This window comes from Nocardioides agri, from assembly GCF_013778305.1.
Lineage (GTDB): Bacteria > Actinomycetota > Actinomycetes > Propionibacteriales > Nocardioidaceae > Nocardioides > Nocardioides agri.
Genome location: NZ_JACEIC010000002.1, coordinates 2,774,746 through 2,790,584 on the forward strand (window position 1 = coordinate 2,774,746; position 15,839 = coordinate 2,790,584).

Consider the following 15,839-nt stretch of genomic DNA (forward strand, 5'->3'; position numbering starts at 1 on the left):
CTCGACCGTCAGGTGGCCTCGGGGTCCTCGGGGTGCTTGCGCTTGCGGTCGAGGTCGCGGAGGAAGTCCGGGTCGTCGTCGGGGCCGATGATCCGCGGCGGCTCCGAGCGGCGCTGCGGACGCTTCGGCAGGGCGGGGCCGCCGGCTCGCTGCACGGCGCGGGTCACGAGATAGACCGTGAGCGCGACGAGGATCACCACGAGCAGGAATCTGAGCACCCCTCCAGGGTAGAGCGCCCGTGGTGAGCACCTACCCTGAACCCGTGAAGGAGTTCTGGGTCTACACGCTGCTGCGCCTCGTCCTCTTCCTCGCGTCCCTCGGGATCGTCGTGGGCGCGTGGGTCCTGATCGCGGGCGAGTTCAACCTGCTGGTGGCGATCGTGGCCGCGTTCCTGATGAGCGGGCTCGGCTCCTACTACCTGCTCGACCGGCAGCGCGAGGCCTTCGCCCGGCGCGTGGAGGGGCGGGCCGAGAGGGCCTCGGCCAAGATCGAGGAGCTGCGGTCCAAGGAGGACGCGGACTAGCGTCCGAGCACCAGCCCGGCCGCGACCAGCGCCGCCCACGCGAGCTCGGCGAGCCCGGTCTGCTGCAGCACCGGGATCAGGCCCGGTCCGGTGGCGCCGCCGCGCACCGTCCGGACCGCCGGGAGCGCGAGCACCAGGAAGCCGACGGCGGCGACGGCGTACGGCGTGGTGACGAGGGCGACCGCGAAGATCGCGACCGTGGCGAGGACCACCAGGGCGACGTAGAGGCGGCGGGTGCCGCGGTCGCCGAGCGCGACGGCCAGGGTGCGCTTCCCGGCGAGCGTGTCGGTCGGGATGTCGCGCAGGTTGTTGGCGACCAGGATCGCGCAGGCGAGCGCGCCGACGCCGACGGCGGCCCAGAGCGCCGCCCACTCCCAGGTCTCGGTCTGCACGTACGTCGTGCCGACGACGGCCACCAGCCCGAAGAAGACGAACACCATGACCTCGCCGAGGCCGAGGTAGCCGTAGGGCTTCGAGCCGCCGGTGTAGAACCACGCCGCGAGCATCGACACCAGGCCGACGGCGACCAGCCACCAGGCGGTCGTCACGGCGAGCACCAGCCCGGCCACGCCCGCCACCCCGAACGCGAGGAACGCCGCGCGCTTCACCGCCGCCGGAGCAGCGGCCCCCGACCCGACGAGGCGCATCGGGCCGACGCGGTCGGCGTCGGTGCCGCGGATGCCGTCGGAGTAGTCGTTGGCGTAGTTGACCGCCACCTGGAGCGCCAGCGCGACCACGAGCGCGAGCAGCGCCTTCCACGCCACGAAGCCGTGGACGTACGCCGCGACGCCGGAGCCGGCGAGCACGGGCGACACGGCTGCGGGCAGGGTGCGCGGCCGGGCGCCGGCGAGCCACTGTGCGGGAGTTGCCACGAGGTGAGATTCAAGCAGTCGCGGGCTGTCGCGCGCGCACCAGGTAGCGCTCGGCGGCGCGAGCGAACGCCGGCATCGCCAGCACGGCGACCGCGATGATGCCGCCGATCAGCAGCCAGCCCGTGGTGCCCCACTCCATCGCGAGGAACGTGAAGAGCGCCGGCGCCCACACGCTGCCCAGCGCGCCACCGAGCTGCGAGGCGCCCTGGTACTCGCCGCGCCGGTCGGGGTCGGACAGCTCGGAGAGGAAGCCCCAGTGGCCCGCGGACTGGAAGAGCTCCGCCCCGGTGACGGTCACGTGGCCCAGCCAGACCAGCGCGATCGTGACCCAGCCGATCGTGTCGTGGGTGACGAGCACGATGAGGCACGAGCCGACGAAGAACGCGGCACTGATGCGGGACGCGCGCAGCGAGGTGGCGACCGACTCGACCCCGCGCGCGGCCGGGACCTGGAGCAGCACCGCGAGCACGGTGTTGGTGCCGAAGAGCCAGGCGAGCAGCACGTGCGGGGCGTCGGTCTCCTGAACGAGCCACAGCGGGATCACGACGTTGAGCAGCACCTGGTTGGTGCCGAGCACGCCGTCGCAGGTCATCAGTCCGACGAAGCCGCGGTTGCGCAGCGCGCTGCCGCGCTTGTCCTTCGTGGCGACCGCCTTCTCGACGGGGGCGGCCACGGACTTGTCGTGCTGGGCGTCGGGCAGGCGGACGATGAGGACCGCGTTGGCGACCAGCACCGCGGCGGTGAGCCACGGCACCGCGCGGAGCATCGCCTCGCTGTCGAAGGCGAGCGCCAGCCCGCCGATCCCGGCGCCGAGGGTGAACCCGATGTTGAGCGCCGCCCGCATGAACGCCATCGACCGCACCCGCTCGTCGTGCGGGAACGCATCGATGGTGTAGGCGCCGCGGCCGGACCAGCCGGCGCTCTGCACCAGCTCGAGCAGCACCATCAGCACCACGAACGTCGCGAAGCCGCCGATGAACGGCCACAGCAGGTAGAGGCCCGCCGTGCCGAACGCGCTCAGCGCCCAGGTGCGCTTGGGTCCGACCCGGTCGGAGAGCTTGCCGAGCGGGATCGCGAAGCAGAAGGACACGGCGCCCGCCGCGGTGAGGCCGATGCCGACCTGCGCGGCGCTGAGCCCGACGATCTGGGTGAAGAAGACCGCGCTGCCGGTCAGGAACGCGCCCTCGCCCGTCGCGAACAGCACCGACTGCACCGACAGGCGCCGGGCGAGCTGCGTCGGTGGGAGGAAGCGGTCGAGACGGGACGGCACGCGGGCATCCCATCACGCGCCACTAGTGTCGGTCGCGTGAATTCCACGCTCCGCGACGTCGCCGCCTGGCTGGCGGCCGACGACCCGGATCCGTGGGTGGTCGAGACCTCGGGCTCGACGGGCACGCCGAAGCGGGTGCTGCTCTCGAGGGCCGCCGTGCTCGCCTCCGTGACGGCGAGCGCACGCCGGGTCGGCGGGTCGGGCCGGTGGCTGCTCGCGCTGCCGCCGTCGTACGTCGCCGGCCTGCAGGTCGTGTGCCGGTCGCTGGTGGCCGGGCACGAGCCCGTGGTGCTCGAGGACGACTTCGCGGCCGCGACCGAGGCCCTCGGCGACGTGGACCGCTTCGTGTCGCTGGTCCCGACCCAGCTGCACCGGCTGCTCGACACCGACGCCGACGCGCTGCGGACCTTCCACACCGTGCTGCTCGGCGGTGGGCCGGTCGACGCCGCGCTCCGTGCCCGAGCCGCCGAGACAGGGGTGCGCGTGGTCGCGACCTACGGCTCCGCCGAGACCGCCGGCGGCTGCGTCTACGACGGCCTCCCGCTCGACGGCGTGGCCGTCGCGATCGGGGACGACGGCCGGGTGCGGATCGGCGGCCCGACGCTCTTCGACGGGTACGCCGGCGACCCGGCGCGCACCGCCGAGGTGCTGGTCGACGGCTGGTTCCTGACCTCCGACGCCGGGCGGCTCGACGAGGACGGCCGGCTGCAGGTGCTCGGCCGGATCGACGACATGGTCGTCAGCGGCGGCGTCAACGTGCCGGCCGCCGCGGTCGCCGCCCGCCTGCGCGAGCACCCGGCGGTGGCGACCGCGGAGGTGCTCGGCGTGCCCGACGAGGAGTGGGGCAACCGGGTCGTCGCGTTCGTGGTCGGGGACCTCGACCTCGACGCGGCGCGCGACTGGGTGGCGGCCCGGCACCCGCGCGCCTGGGCACCGCGCCAGGTGGTGCGCCTCGACGCGCTCCCGCTGCTGGGCAACGGCAAGGCGGACCGGCTGGCCCTCAAGGGGCTGGCGTGAGGGTCTTCAGCCTGCCGATGCGCACCCGCTTCCGTGGCATCACGGTCCGCGAGGGGATGCTGCTCCACGGGGACGCCGGCTGGGGCGAGTGGAGCCCCTTCCTGGAGTACGACGCGCGGGTCGCCGAGCCCTGGCTCCGCTGCGCCGAGGAGGCGGCCACCGGGGACTGGCCGGCGCCGCTGCGGGACGCCGTACCCGTCAACGTGACCGTGCCCGCCGTCGACGCCGAGCGCGCACACGCCATCGTCAGCGCGGGCGGCTGCCGCACGGCGAAGGTCAAGGTCGCGGAGCCCGGCCAGACGCTCGGCGACGACCAGGCCCGGCTCGAGGCGGTCCGCGACGCGCTCGGGCCGGACGGCCGGGTGCGGATCGACGTCAACGGCCTCTGGGACCTCGACACCGCGCTCGCCTCGATCGGCGTGCTCGACCGGGCCGCCGGCGGCCTGGAGTACGTCGAGCAGCCGTGTGCCTCGGTCGAGGACCTCGCCGCCGTACGCCGTGCGGTCGACGTCCCGGTCGCGGCCGACGAGTCCATCCGCCGTGCGGCCGACCCCTACCGGGTCCGCGACCTCGAGGCCGCCGACGTGGCCGTGCTCAAGGTGCAGCCGCTCGGCGGCGTGCGGGCCTGCCTGCGGATCGCCGAGGACATCGGCCTGCCGGTGGTCGTCTCCTCGGCGCTGGAGACCAGCGTCGGCCTCGCGGCCGGCGTCGCGCTCGCCGCCGCGCTGCCGGAGCTGCCGTACGCCTGCGGGCTCGCGACCGGGCAGCTGCTCGCGGGCGACGTCGTCACCGACCCGCTGCTGCCGGTGGCCGGCCTGCTGCCGGTGCGGGTGCCGACCGTCGACGAGGCGCTGGTCGCCGCCGACCCCGACCGGGTCGCGCACTGGTCGGCCCGGCTCGCCGAGGTCCGGGCCGTGCGGCAGGATCCTTCGTCGTGAGCTCCACCTCCCTGGCCCGCGACGTCCTGAGCCGCCTGATCGGGGCCGGCGTCACCGAGGTCGTGGTGACGCCCGGCTCGCGCAACGCGCCCCTGTCGTTCGCGGCCTACGACGCCGCTGCCGCCGGGCTGGTGCGGCTGCACACCCGGATCGACGAGCGGACCGCCGGCTTCCTCGGCCTCGGACTGTCCCGCAACGGCCGGCGTGCCGCCGTCATCTGCACGTCCGGCACCGGCGTCGCCAACCTGCACCCCGCGGTCCTCGAGGCCGCGCACTCCGACGTGGACCTGGTCGTGGTCACCGCCGACCGCCCGGCCCGGCTGCGCGGCACCAGCGCCAACCAGACCACCGACCAGGTCGGCATCTTCGGGCCGCTGGTGCCGACCCAGGACGCGAGCGCCTCCTACGACCTGCTGGCGACCGGCCCCCTGCACCTCAACGTGCCGCTCGACGAGCCACTGGTGCCCGACGACCGGTGGCTGCCCGACGTGACGCCCGGCCCTGGTGTCGGCCGGGCCCGCCCGGCCCTGCACCTGACGATCCCGACGGGCCCCCGCACGGTCGTGGTGGCCGGCGACGACGCCGGCCCGCCGGCGCGGGTGCTGGCCGAGGCGGCCGGGTGGCCGCTGCTCGCGGAGCCGTCGAGCGGGTCGCGCACCGGTGCCAACGCCATCCGCACCTACCGCCTGCTGCTGGCGTCCGGGCTCGGCGAGCGGATCGAGCGGGTCGTCGTGTGCGGCCACCCCACCCTCTCCCGGCCGGTCGGCCGGCTGCTCGCCCGCGCCGACGTGCAGGTGCTCGACACCCCGGCCGCCGGCGTCTGGGCAGAGCGGCCGTTCCGGGTCGACGAGCGGCTGCCGGTCGTGCCCACGGTCGACGCGCCCGACGACCCGGCCTGGCTCGAGGAGTGGCTGGCGGCCGACCGCTCGGTCGCGCAGCAGCTGGACGCGCTGCTCGCCGCCGAGGCCGAGCTCACGCCGTACGAGGTCGCGGGCGCCGTCGCCCACGCCCTGCCCGAGGGCGGGCTGCTCGTGGTCGGCGCGTCGAGCCCGATCCGCGACCTCGACCTGATGGTGCCGCGCTACCGCGTGGGCGCGCGCCGTAAGGTGCTCGCCAACCGTGGCCTGTCCGGCATCGACGGCACGGTCTCGACCGCGATCGGCGCCGCGCTGGCGCGACCCGGCAGCCCCCGGGCGCTGGCGCTGATGGGCGACGTGACGTTCCTGCACGACGCCGGCGGGCTGGTCCTGGGTCCCGGGGAGCCCACGCCGGACCTGACGATCGTCGTCGCCAACGACGACGGCGGCTCGATCTTCACGATGCTGGAGCAGGGGGCCGGGGAGTACGCCGAGCAGTACGAGCGGCTCTTCGGCACCCCCCACGGCGTCGACCTGGCCAGCCTGTGCGCCGCGACCCGCACCCCGCACCTGCGGGTGTCGAGCCGCCCCGAGCTCGAGCAGGCGCTGGCCAGCCCCAACGGCGGGATCGAGGTCGTCGAGGCCGTCGTGCGTCGCGACAACCGCCGCGTGCTGGACGAGCGGATCCGGGCCTTGCGGCCCCAGGAACAATGAGCCCGTGGACGTCGCCCTCTTCCTGATCTCGCTCGTCGTCGGCGTGCTCGTCGGCGTCGTCGTCTCGCGCTGGATCGGGATCCCCTCGCCGCTGCTGCTGGTGGTCGCCGGCGTGCTGGCGTCGTTCCTGCCGTTCGTGCCCCAGGTCCACCTCGAGCCCGAGCTCGTCCTGGTCGGCCTGCTGCCGCCCCTGCTGTACGCCGCTGCGATCTCCTCCTCGCTCGTCGACTTCAACGCCTACCGGCGCCCGATCCTGCTGCTCTCGGTCGGCGCGGTCCTCTTCACGACCCTCGGTGTCGGCTGGCTGGTGCACGAGCTGATCCCGGGCATCCCCTGGGCGGTGGCGCTCGCACTCGGTGCGGTCGTCGCGCCCCCGGACGCGGTCGCCGCGACGGCGATCGGGCGGCACATCGGCCTGCCGCGCAAGATCGTCACGATCCTCGAGGGCGAGTCGCTCTTCAACGACGCCACCGCCCTCGTGCTGCTGCGCACCGCGCTCGGCGTCGCCGCCGGCACGGTCGCGGTCTCGGCGTGGGGGATCGGCCTCGACTTCGTGCGTGCCGCCGTGGGTGGTGTGGCCCTCGGCCTCGCGGCGTACTGGCTGGTCGCGCGGATGCGCCGCCGGATCACCGACCCGGCGATCGACGTGGCGCTCTCGCTGGTCGTGCCGTTCTTCTGCTACATCGTCGCGGAGGAGGTGCACTCCTCCGGCGTCATCGCGGTCGTCGTGGCCGGCCTGCTGCTCGGTCACCGGGCGCCGGTGCTGCAGACCGCCCAGTCGCGGATCGCGGAGCGGATCAACTGGCGCACGATCTCCTTCCTCCTGGAGAACACCGTCTTCGCGCTGATCGGCCTGCAGGCCCAGTGGCTCTTCCAGGACCTCGCCGACAGCGACCTCGGGGCGGCCCGGATCGTGACGGTCTGCCTGGCGACCCTCGTGGCGGTGATCGTGCTCCGGCTGCTCTGGGTGCTCGGCTCGCGCTGGGTGCTCTTCCGCCGGCCACGCGACCGCGACGCCAGCCACGGGGCCCCGCCGTGGTCGTTCATGTTCCTGCTCGGCTGGGCGGGCATGCGCGGCGTCGTCACACTCGCCGCGGCGTTCGCCATCCCGGAGCGCACCGAGCACCGTGAGGTGCTCTTCATGATCGCGTTCACCGTCGTCGCGGGCACGCTGCTGATCCAGGGCCTGTCGCTCCCGTGGTTCGCGCGGCGCCTGCGGGTGCCGGCACCGGACCCGCTCGACGACGCGCTCGCGCGGGCGACCCTGCTCCAGCAGGCCTCCAAGGCGGCGTTCGAGGAGCTGGACCGGATGCAGGTCGACGACCCCGCCGGCGTCGTCGACCTGATCCGGCAGCGGCTCGACCAGCGCAACTTCGCGGCGTGGGAGCGCCTCGGCACCCAGGCCGACCAGGCGTCGCCCGCCGCGCTCTACTACCGGATCCGCAGCCAGCTGATCGACGTCGAGCGCCAGCGCATCCTGGAGATCCGCAACGCCGGACAGGTGCCGTCGGAGGTGGTCGCCGACGTGCTCGCGACCCTCGACGTCGAGGAGTCGATGCTCGACAGCGCCGAGCAGGACCGCGACGAGACGGCGGCGTACGCCGCGCGGCGCTGGCAGATCGGCGACCTCTGCGACGACCTCGTGCGGCATCCCACGGTCGCGGAGGAGCCGGCGACGTACTGCCAGGCGTGCGTGGCGGCCGGCACCCAGTGGGTGTCGCTGCGGCGCTGCCTGGAGTGCGGCAACGTCGGCTGCTGCGACTCCTCGCAGCTGCAGCACGCCACCGAGCACTTCCACGACACGCAGCACCCGGTCATGCAGTCCGCCGAGCCGGGCGAGGACTGGCGCTGGTGCTACGTGCACCACCTCACGGCGTGAGCGCGTCCTCCAGCGACCGTGGCGGGTGGCCGGTGAGCCGCTCGACGTGGTCGGTGACCTCGGCGACCGACCCGTCCCGGATCGCCGTGTAGGTGCTCACCCAGGCGTCGAGCTGCCACTGCGCGGCGCCGTACCGCTCGCGCCGCCAGGCGTACGCCGCCTCCTCGGTCTCGTCCTCGAACTCCAGGCCCAGCCGCTCGGCGGCCTCGCTCATGGTGAGCGCCTCCGGCCCGGTGAGCGTGTAGGTCGCGCCAGCGTGCGCGGCCGGGGCCCGCAGCACCGCGACGGCGGCCTCGGCGACGTCCGCGCGGGCGACCGCGGCGACCCGGCCGTCGCCGGCAGGCCCGCGGATCACGCCGCGCTCGTCGGCGAACGAGGGCAGCACGTCGAGGTAGAAGTTGTCGCGCAGGAACGTGAACGCCATCCCGCTCTCGCGGATCGCTGCCTCCGCGTCGGCGTGGTCGCGGCCGAGCGTGAACGTCGCGTCGGGCGAGGCGCCCGCGAACGAGGTGTAGACGACGTGCCGCACGCCCGCGTCCGCGGCCGCGCGCACGAACGTCCGGTGCTGCGCTCGACGGTCGGCGGACTCCGCGGCCGACACCATGAACAGCGTGTCGACGCCGGCCAGGGCGGTGGTCGAGGCGTCGAGGTCGGCGTACGTGCAGACGCGCACGTCGGTGTCGTAGTCGGGCGCCCTGGCGGGGTCGCGGACCACCAGCCTGAGGTCGGTGCGGAGGTCGTCGGCGAGCGCGCGGGCGACGAGGCCGCCGAGGGCGCCGGTCGATCCGGTGACGGCGATCATGACGACGGGGTGAAGCGGATCGGGAAGCTCACGGCCCCAGTGTTGCCGGAGACCGGTAGCCACTCGCCGGGACCGTCCGGCGCGGCGTCCGGCATCCGCCGGGCGAGCAGGGGGAGGGCGACGGCCATGTCGGTGCGGGCGACGAAGTGCCCGAGGCAGTGGTGGACGCCGGCGCCGAAGCCGTGGTGCGGCGGACGCTGCTGGGTGATGTCGAAGGACGGGTCGGGCATCGCGCTCGGGTCGGTGCCGGCGCTGTGCGAGAGCGTCTGCACGATGCCGCCCTGCGGGATGAGCAGGCCGTTGAGGCCGACGTCCTCCAGGGCCTCGCGGGTCACCCAGGTGACCGTCGGGTTGACGCGCATGACCTCCTCGACGGCGTTCGCGCCGAGGTCGGGGCGCTCGCCGAGCAGCCGCCACTGGTCAGGGTGCTTCAGCAGCGTCTGCACCGCCAGCCCGATCTGGTTGCGGGTGGTCTCCATGCCCGCGAACGCGAGGAACACCAGCGCCACGCCGAGCTCGTGCCCGGTGAGCCGGTCGCCGTCGTCGCTGGCCTGCACGAGCGTCGTCACCAGGTCGTCCCGCGGATGTGCCCGCCGGTCGGCGACCACCTGCTCGACGTACTCGAAGAGCCCGGTCAGCGCGGCCTCGATTCGGGGCACCTGGTTGCCGACGTCGATCGAGAACGACGCGCCGAGGTCGTCGGCCCAGCGCCCCACCTGGTGCCAGTCGTCCTCCGGCAGGCCGAGCAGGACGCAGATGATGCGGGCGGCGTACGGCTCCGCGAACTCGCTGATCAGCTCCACCTCGCCGCGCGCGGCGAACCCGTCGACCAGCTCGTTCGCCAGCGCCTGGAAGCGTGGCCGCATCGCGGCGATCGTCTTGTTGCGGAAGGCCGGCATCAGCAGCCGCCGGACGCGCGCGTGGTCGTCGCCCTCGAGACTGAGCAGCGTCTCCTGCCACCAGTCGGAGAAGAGGCCGGAGTGGATGCCGTTCTGCGCGGGCCAGCGCGCGTTGCCCTGGCGGAAGCGGCGGTCCCGCAGCACGGCGCTGACCTCCGCGTGCCGCAGGATCGCCCAGCCCCAGTTGGTCTCGACGTACCAGCTCTCGTCGCGAGCGGCGTGCACCTCCGGTGAGGTGACGTCGAAGTCCGGGTCGGAGAGGTCGAAGTAGGTCATGGCCTGACCATCCTGACCGCCCACGTCCCGAGGTCCTCGTAGAAGTCGCGGGCGCCGTCGGCGACGAACCCCTGGCGACGGTAGAACCCCTGCGCGCGCTCGTTGGCCTCCAGCACCCACAGCGAGCAGCTCTCGGACGGGGCGACGGCGTCCCACAGCGCCTGCCCGACCCCCGTGCCCCACCAGGCCGCGCGGACGTAGATCGCGAAGAGCTCGGTCGCCGCCGGCCCGTCCGGGTCGCGGTTGGGGCCGACGACCGCGAAGCCGACCGGCTCGCCGTCGACGTCGGCCAGGACGCGCGGCGGGCCGTCGGCGAGCTGCTTCCTCCACGCCGCCACGAAGCGGTCGGTCGACGCGAGTCGCTGGGCGAGCAGCGCGGGGTCGGCGTAGGGCGCATACGCCTCGCGCCAGCACGCCATGTGCAGGGCGGCGCCGGCCTCGGCGTCGGCCGGCACGGCGGGGCGCAGGGTCGGTCTCACGCGAGCATCGTAGGGAGCACGCGATTACCGTGAGCCCATGCGCATCACGAAGTTCGGCCACGCCTGCGTCCGGATCGAGCACGACGGCACGGTCCTGGTGCTCGACCCCGGCGTCTTCACCGACGCCGAGGCCGTCGACGGAGCGGACGCGGTGCTGATCACCCACGAGCACCCCGACCACTACCTGCCCGACCACCTGCGTCGCACCGACGCCCCGGTCTTCACGATCGACGCCGTCGCGGCGAGGATCCGCGAGGACGCCCCCGACGTCGCCGAGCGGGTCACGGTCGTGGCGCCCGGCGCGTCCTTCGACCCCGGCATCCCGGTGCGCGCGGTCGGCGAGCTGCACGCGGTGATCCACCCGGAGTTCCCACGCATCCACAACAGCGGCTACGTCATCGACGCCGGCGGCACCCGGATCTACCACCCGGGTGACGCCCTCACCGAGCCCGGTGAGGCGGTCGACGTGCTCCTGGTGCCGTCGTCGGCGCCCTGGCTCAAGGCGTCCGAGGCGGTGGAGTTCGCCCGCGCGGTCAAGGCGCCGCGCAACCTCGCGATCCACGACCGCATCTACACCGACGCCGCCCACGGCATCCTCGAGCAGCACATGAACGCGTTCCTTCCGAAGGAGGGGCTGGCGTACGTGCGCCTGGCCGACGGCGCCGACCTCTGACGTCGAGTTGGGCCGGGTTTCCCGTTGAGTTGGGCTGGAGTCACGGCGCGCTGACGCCTGCCCAACTCGAGGGTGACTCAGGCCCCACTCGACGGTGATGGCGGCCCAACTCGAGCGTGACGCGGGCCCGACTCGACGTCAGCGGGTGGTGAGGGCGTCGCGCACCGGGACGAACTTCGCCTGCGCCTCGGCCAGCTCGGCCTCGGGGTCGGAGTCGGCGACGATGCCGCAGCCGGCGAAGAGCCGGACGGTCGAGCCGGCGATCACGGCGGAGCGCAGGGCGATGCCCCACTCGCCGTCGCCGCTGGCGTCCATCCAGCCCACGGGGCCGGCGTAGCGACCCCGGTCCATGCCCTCGATCTCGGCGATCAGCGCGGAGGCGACGGGCGTCGGGGTGCCGCCGACGGCAGCCGAGGGGTGCAGCGCCTCGGCGAGCTGGAGCGACGACACCGTGGCGGCGTCGTGGACGACGCCGTTGACGTCGGTGGCGAGGTGCATGACGTTCGGCAGGTGCAGCACGAACGGCGCCTCGGGGACGTTCATCGACGAGCAGTGCGGCTCGAGGGCGTCGGCGACCGAGCGGACGGCGTACTCGTGCTCCTCGAGGTCCTTCGACGAGCGGGCCAGGGTGGCGGCGAGCGCGAGGTCGCGCTCGTCGTGGCCGGTACGCCGGATCGTGCCGGCCAGCACCCGGGAGGTCACCAGCCCGCGCTCGCGCCGCACCAGCATCTCCGGCGTCGCGCCGAACATGCCGTCGACGTGGAACGTCCAGCACATGGGGTAGTCCTCGGCGAGCCGCTGCAGCGGCCAGCGCACGTCGACCGGCTCGGTGCAGGTGACGACCAGGTCGCGCGCCAGCACGACCTTCTCGAGGTCACCGCGGCCGATGCGCGCGACGGCGTCGGCGACCACGGACATCCACTGCTCGCCGTTGAGGGCGCCGTCGGCGAAGCTCACGCCCGCCGGCGCGGCCGGGAGGTCGGCGGCGACCAGCTCGGGCGCGGGCACGTCGACGGTGGTCAGCCAGGCGATGTCGCCGCGGCGACCGACCACGACCTGCGGGACCACCAGCACGGAGTCACCCGGCTCGTCGGCGAACGCGAACGTGCCGAAGGCGACCGGGCCGGTGCCGGGCTCGTTGACCTCGTCGTGCACGGTCGAGCGCGCCGTCGTCTCGCGCCACCACTTGTCGGCGTCCGCGAACCGGGTCGCCCCGCGGGTGCGCACCTCGGCGGCCACGCCCCAGCCCACGAGACCGTCGCCTCTGCGCAGCCAGGACACCGGGCGGTCGGCCGGGACCAGATCGAGGAGCCGCGTGGCCTCCTCGAGGTCGAGGCGGACGGTGCGGACGGTCAACGTCACAGGGCCGAGACTACTCACGGACCCGGCGCAGACCCGCGTCGGGCGCCGGGGTAGCGTCGATGGACGTGAGCGCCCCCACGTCCTCCCGTACGTCGGCCGTCGTCGGCATCGTCCTCGGCCTCCTCGTCCTCGGGCTGATGGCCGCCTTCGCGATCGGCCTGCCCAAGGCCCACGGCGAGGAGGAGGTCGAGGTGCGCGAGCTGGTGCTGCCCGACACGCTGCCGGGCGGGTACGTCGCCTCCGACGACCCGGCCGCGTTCGCCGACGGTCAGCTCGCCGAGCAGGCCGACTCGATCGCCGCCGGCGAGCGGGCCAGCCGCGACCACGGCAACGAGGTGCTGCCGGAGGTGCTCGGGACGCCCGCAGCGACCCGCACCTACGTGGCCGAGGAGACCCAGGCGGTGTTCGTCCAGGTCTTCCAGTCCGAGGGTGGCGCCTTCGCGCCCAACAGCCTCCCGGAGCCCGCCGAGGACGGCAGCGTGTCCACCGACATGTCCAAGGTCGGCGACGGCGTCTGCATCCTCACCTACGGCCAGCCGGCTGGCGACGGGTCGGCGCCCGCGCCGGCGTTCAGCCAGTGCCAGGTCACCCGTGGGGGACTGACCGTGCAGATCGGCTCGGCCGCGATCGACGCCGAGGAGCTCGTGGACGTCGCCGGCGAGCTGCTCGACGACCTCAACGAGGCCTGAGCCCCCACGCGCCGCCCGAGCCGGCTTGCGTAGTCTCTGCCCGTGGTCCGTGCCGAGCTCGACAAGCAGCCCTCCGACGTACGTCGCATGTTCGACGCAGTCGCGCGTCGCTACGACGTGACCAACGACGTGCTCTCCGTCGGGCAGGACCGTCGGTGGCGCAAGGCCGTCATCGCGGCCGTCGACCCCCAGCCGGGTGAGCGGGTCCTCGACCTCGCCGCCGGCACGGGTACGTCGAGCCAGCCCTTCGCCGACGCCGGCGCGACCGTCGTCCCGTGCGACTTCTCGCTCGGCATGCTCCGGGTCGGCAAGAGCAACCGCCCGCACCTGCCGTTCACGGCTGGCGACGGCACCCAGCTGCCGTTCGGGGACGCGATCTTCGACGCGGTGACGATCTCCTTCGGGCTGCGCAACATCGTCGATCCCGAGGCCGGGCTGCGCGAGCTGCGCCGGGTGACCAAGCCGGGCGGCCGGCTCGTGGTGTGCGAGTTCAGCCACCCCACGTGGGCGCCGTGGCGCACGGTCTACCTGGAGTACCTGATGAAGGCGCTCCCGCCGATCGCCCGGGCCGTGTCGTCCTCGCCGGACGCCTACGTCTACCTGGCCGAGTCGATCCGGGCCTGGCCCGACCAGCGCGGGCTGGCCGACCTCGTCGCCGCCGCCGGGTGGCAGGCGCCGCAGTGGCGCGACCTCTCGGGCGGCATCGTCGCCCTGCACCGCGCCACCCGCTGACCTCCGGGCCGCCCGCGGATCGACCGATTTAGGGCATGTCGTCATGCCCGAATTGCCCTTCCCAGGCGTGGATCCACGGCCGTCGTACGGCCGGACCGACCCCCGGATGACGACCTGTTTCGGGAGTGGTTAGATGTGTCCCAGACCACTTAGTGATTGGATTCACAAAGTCACAAGTGGGCTCTGTAAACGGCTCGGAAGAGAGGCGAGGCATGGAGCTCTACACGCCGGTCCTGGCGCTGGCCCTCCTCGCGGCGGCGTTCGCGGTCTTCTCCGTGATCATGAGCGCCCTCGTGGGGCCCAAGCGGTACAACCGCGCCAGGCTCGACTCCTACGAGTGCGGCATCGAGCCGACGCCCCAGCCGCTCGGCGGCGGGCGCTTCCCGGTGAAGTACTTCATCACCGCGATGCTCTTCATCGTCTTCGACATCGAGATCATCTTCCTCTACCCGTGGGCGGTGCACTTCGACGCCCTGAAGTTCTTCGGGCTGGTCGAGATGGTCGTCTTCATCGCCACGGTCTTCGTCGCCTACGCCTACGTGTGGCGCCGCGGCGGACTTGATTGGGACTGAGAGGTAGCGAGCCGTGACTGGCATCGAGGAGAAGCTCCCCAGCGGCGTCCTGCTGACGACCGTCGAGGGCGTCGCGGGCTACATGCGCAAGGCGTCGTTCTGGCCCGCGACCTTCGGCCTGGCCTGCTGCGCCATCGAGATGATGACGACCGGCGGTCCGAAGTACGACCTCGCGCGCTTCGGCATGGAGGTCTTCCGAGCCAGCCCGCGCCAGGCCGACCTGATGATCGTGGCCGGCCGCGTCAGCCAGAAGATGGCCCCCGTCCTGCGCCAGATCTACGACCAGATGCCGAACCCCAAGTGGGTGCTGGCGATGGGCGTCTGCGCGAGCAGCGGCGGCATGTTCAACAACTACGCCATCGTCCAGGGCGTCGACCACGTCGTGCCGGTCGACATGTACCTCCCCGGCTGCCCGCCGCGCCCGGAGATGCTCATCGACGCGATCCTGAAGCTCCACGACCAGGTGCAGCACACCAAGCTCGGCGCCAACCGCGTCCGCGAGGTGGAGGAGCTCGAGACCCAGGCGCTGTGCGCCCTGCCGACGTCCGAGATGAAGGGCATGCTGCGGTGACCGAGTCCGACCACACCGACGAGACCCCCGAGAACAAGCTCCCCGCCCAGACCGGCGAGGTCCACGAGGTCGGCGTCCGCCAGGGCATGTTCGGCGTCCGCGGCTCGGGTGACACCAGCGGGTACGGCGGCCTCGTCCAGCCGACCGTCTTCCCCGGTGAGGCGCAGCGGCCCTACGGCGGCTGGTACGACGAGGTGGCCGACGCGCTGGTCGCGGCGGCCCACGACGCGGGCGTCGAGTCGATGGCTCCGCGCGTCGTCATCCACCGCGGCGAGATCACCTTCCATGTCCGTCGCGAGGACCTGCCGGTGGTCGCGAAGGTGCTCCGCGACGACGAGCGGCTGCGCTTCGAGCTGTGCTCCGGCGTCAGCGGCGTGCACTACCCCGACGACACGGGCGCCGAGCTGCACGCGGTCTACCACCTGCTCTCGATGACCCACAACCGCCGGATCCGGCTCGAGGTCACCGCGCCCGACGCCGACCCGCACATCCCCTCGACGGTGAGCGTCTACCCCACCAACGACTGGCACGAGCGCGAGACCTTCGACATGTTCGGGATCGTCTTCGACGGCCACCCCGCGCTCACCCGCATCCTCATGCCGGACGACTGGCCCGGCCACCCCCAGCGCAAGGACTACCCGCTGGGCGGCATACCCGTGGAGTACAAGGGCGGCACCATCCCGCCGCCCGACCAGCGCAGGAGCTACAACTGAC

The 15,839-nt window shown here is 73.4% G+C and carries 18 protein-coding genes; 11 read left to right on the forward strand and 7 right to left on the reverse strand.

Annotated features, from left to right (window positions below):
* Positions 1-8: 8 nt before the first annotated feature.
* Positions 9-218, reverse strand: coding sequence for a hypothetical protein (locus HZF07_RS18000; RefSeq protein ID WP_181645340.1), 210 nt, complete (start codon positions 216-218; stop codon positions 9-11).
* 44 nt (positions 219-262) lie between these two features.
* On the opposite strand from HZF07_RS18000, the gene HZF07_RS18005 reads away from it, so the two are divergent.
* Complete coding sequence (locus HZF07_RS18005; RefSeq protein WP_181645341.1) at positions 263-523, forward strand: DUF4229 domain-containing protein; 261 nt, start codon at positions 263-265, stop codon at positions 521-523.
* Here the strand turns inward: HZF07_RS18005 and HZF07_RS18010 are convergent.
* Both HZF07_RS18010 and HZF07_RS18015 read right to left on the reverse strand, forming a co-directional pair.
* Positions 520-1,395, reverse strand: coding sequence for a 1,4-dihydroxy-2-naphthoate polyprenyltransferase (locus HZF07_RS18010; RefSeq protein ID WP_181645342.1), 876 nt, complete (start codon positions 1,393-1,395; stop codon positions 520-522). The two genes, HZF07_RS18005 and HZF07_RS18010, sit on opposite strands and share 4 nt — an antisense overlap.
* A 10-nt stretch (positions 1,396-1,405) precedes the next feature.
* Positions 1,406-2,665, reverse strand: a complete 1,260-nt coding sequence (locus HZF07_RS18015; protein ID WP_181645343.1) for an MFS transporter — start codon at positions 2,663-2,665, stop codon at positions 1,406-1,408.
* A 36-nt stretch (positions 2,666-2,701) separates the two neighbouring features.
* Between HZF07_RS18015 and HZF07_RS18020 the strand changes: the two genes are divergently transcribed.
* Genes HZF07_RS18020 through HZF07_RS18035 form a run of 4 tightly spaced genes read left to right on the forward strand, consistent with a single transcriptional unit; the run spans position 2,702 to position 8,070 of the window.
* Positions 2,702-3,682, forward strand: a complete 981-nt coding sequence (locus tag HZF07_RS18020) for an AMP-binding protein (protein WP_181645344.1) — start codon at positions 2,702-2,704, stop codon at positions 3,680-3,682.
* Positions 3,683-3,699: 17 nt separating this feature from the next.
* Positions 3,700-4,620 carry an o-succinylbenzoate synthase gene (locus tag HZF07_RS18025; RefSeq protein ID WP_157345649.1) on the forward strand — a complete coding sequence of 307 codons (921 nt, stop codon included), beginning with the start codon at positions 3,700-3,702 and terminating at the stop codon, positions 4,618-4,620.
* Positions 4,617-6,191 (forward strand): 2-succinyl-5-enolpyruvyl-6-hydroxy-3-cyclohexene-1-carboxylic-acid synthase, encoded by a 1,575-nt coding sequence (gene menD, locus HZF07_RS18030; protein ID WP_309504832.1) that lies wholly within the window; start codon positions 4,617-4,619, stop codon positions 6,189-6,191. Before HZF07_RS18025 ends, menD begins: the two co-directional genes overlap by 4 nt.
* Positions 6,192-6,195: 4 nt before the next feature.
* A complete protein-coding gene (locus tag HZF07_RS18035) occupies positions 6,196-8,070 on the forward strand; it encodes a Na+/H+ antiporter (RefSeq protein ID WP_181645346.1) in 1,875 nt (624 codons plus the stop codon).
* On the opposite strand, the gene HZF07_RS18040 is transcribed toward HZF07_RS18035, so the two are convergent.
* Genes HZF07_RS18040 through HZF07_RS18050 form a run of 3 tightly spaced genes read right to left on the reverse strand, consistent with a single transcriptional unit; the run spans position 8,060 to position 10,526 of the window.
* Positions 8,060-8,872, reverse strand: a complete 813-nt coding sequence (locus HZF07_RS18040; RefSeq protein WP_157343553.1) for an NAD(P)H-binding protein — start codon at positions 8,870-8,872, stop codon at positions 8,060-8,062. The genes HZF07_RS18035 and HZF07_RS18040 overlap by 11 nt on opposite strands.
* The gene (locus HZF07_RS18045; protein ID WP_157343555.1) at positions 8,869-10,047 is read right to left on the reverse strand and encodes a cytochrome P450; all 1,179 of its coding nucleotides are present in this window, start codon (positions 10,045-10,047) and stop codon (positions 8,869-8,871) included. The genes HZF07_RS18040 and HZF07_RS18045 overlap by 4 nt, the downstream gene beginning before the upstream one ends.
* The gene (locus tag HZF07_RS18050) at positions 10,044-10,526 is read right to left on the reverse strand and encodes a GNAT family N-acetyltransferase (RefSeq protein ID WP_157343557.1); all 483 of its coding nucleotides are present in this window, start codon (positions 10,524-10,526) and stop codon (positions 10,044-10,046) included. The genes HZF07_RS18045 and HZF07_RS18050 overlap by 4 nt, the downstream gene beginning before the upstream one ends.
* A gap of 37 nt (positions 10,527-10,563) precedes the next feature.
* Here HZF07_RS18050 and HZF07_RS18055 point away from each other — a divergent pair, with 37 nt between their 5' ends.
* Entirely contained in the window at positions 10,564-11,199 is a 636-nt protein-coding gene (locus HZF07_RS18055) for an MBL fold metallo-hydrolase (RefSeq protein WP_157343559.1), read from the forward strand.
* Positions 11,200-11,337: 138 nt separating this feature from the next.
* Here HZF07_RS18055 and HZF07_RS18060 read toward each other — a convergent pair whose 3' ends face one another.
* Positions 11,338-12,561, reverse strand: a complete 1,224-nt coding sequence (locus HZF07_RS18060) for an isochorismate synthase (RefSeq protein WP_309504833.1) — start codon at positions 12,559-12,561, stop codon at positions 11,338-11,340.
* A gap of 65 nt (positions 12,562-12,626) precedes the next feature.
* On the opposite strand from HZF07_RS18060, the gene HZF07_RS18065 reads away from it, so the two are divergent.
* The 5 genes from HZF07_RS18065 to HZF07_RS18085 all read left to right on the forward strand — a co-directional run bounded on the left by HZF07_RS18065 (position 12,627) and on the right by HZF07_RS18085 (position 15,838).
* Entirely contained in the window at positions 12,627-13,250 is a 624-nt protein-coding gene (locus HZF07_RS18065) for a hypothetical protein (RefSeq protein WP_157343561.1), read from the forward strand.
* Positions 13,251-13,292: 42 nt separating this feature from the next.
* Positions 13,293-13,982: a demethylmenaquinone methyltransferase gene (locus tag HZF07_RS18070; protein WP_181645348.1), complete on the forward strand. Its 690-nt coding sequence runs from the start codon at positions 13,293-13,295 to the stop codon at positions 13,980-13,982.
* Positions 13,983-14,194: 212 nt separating this feature from the next.
* On the forward strand, positions 14,195-14,554 hold the full coding sequence (locus HZF07_RS18075) for an NADH-quinone oxidoreductase subunit A (RefSeq protein WP_157343563.1): 360 nt from the start codon (positions 14,195-14,197) through the stop codon (positions 14,552-14,554).
* 13 nt (positions 14,555-14,567) lie between these two features.
* On the forward strand, positions 14,568-15,125 hold the full coding sequence (locus HZF07_RS18080; RefSeq protein ID WP_181645349.1) for a NuoB/complex I 20 kDa subunit family protein: 558 nt from the start codon (positions 14,568-14,570) through the stop codon (positions 15,123-15,125).
* Positions 15,083-15,838: an NADH-quinone oxidoreductase subunit C gene (locus HZF07_RS18085; RefSeq protein ID WP_396954817.1), complete on the forward strand. Its 756-nt coding sequence runs from the start codon at positions 15,083-15,085 to the stop codon at positions 15,836-15,838. Before HZF07_RS18080 ends, HZF07_RS18085 begins: the two co-directional genes overlap by 43 nt.
* Position 15,839: the final 1 nt, after the last annotated feature.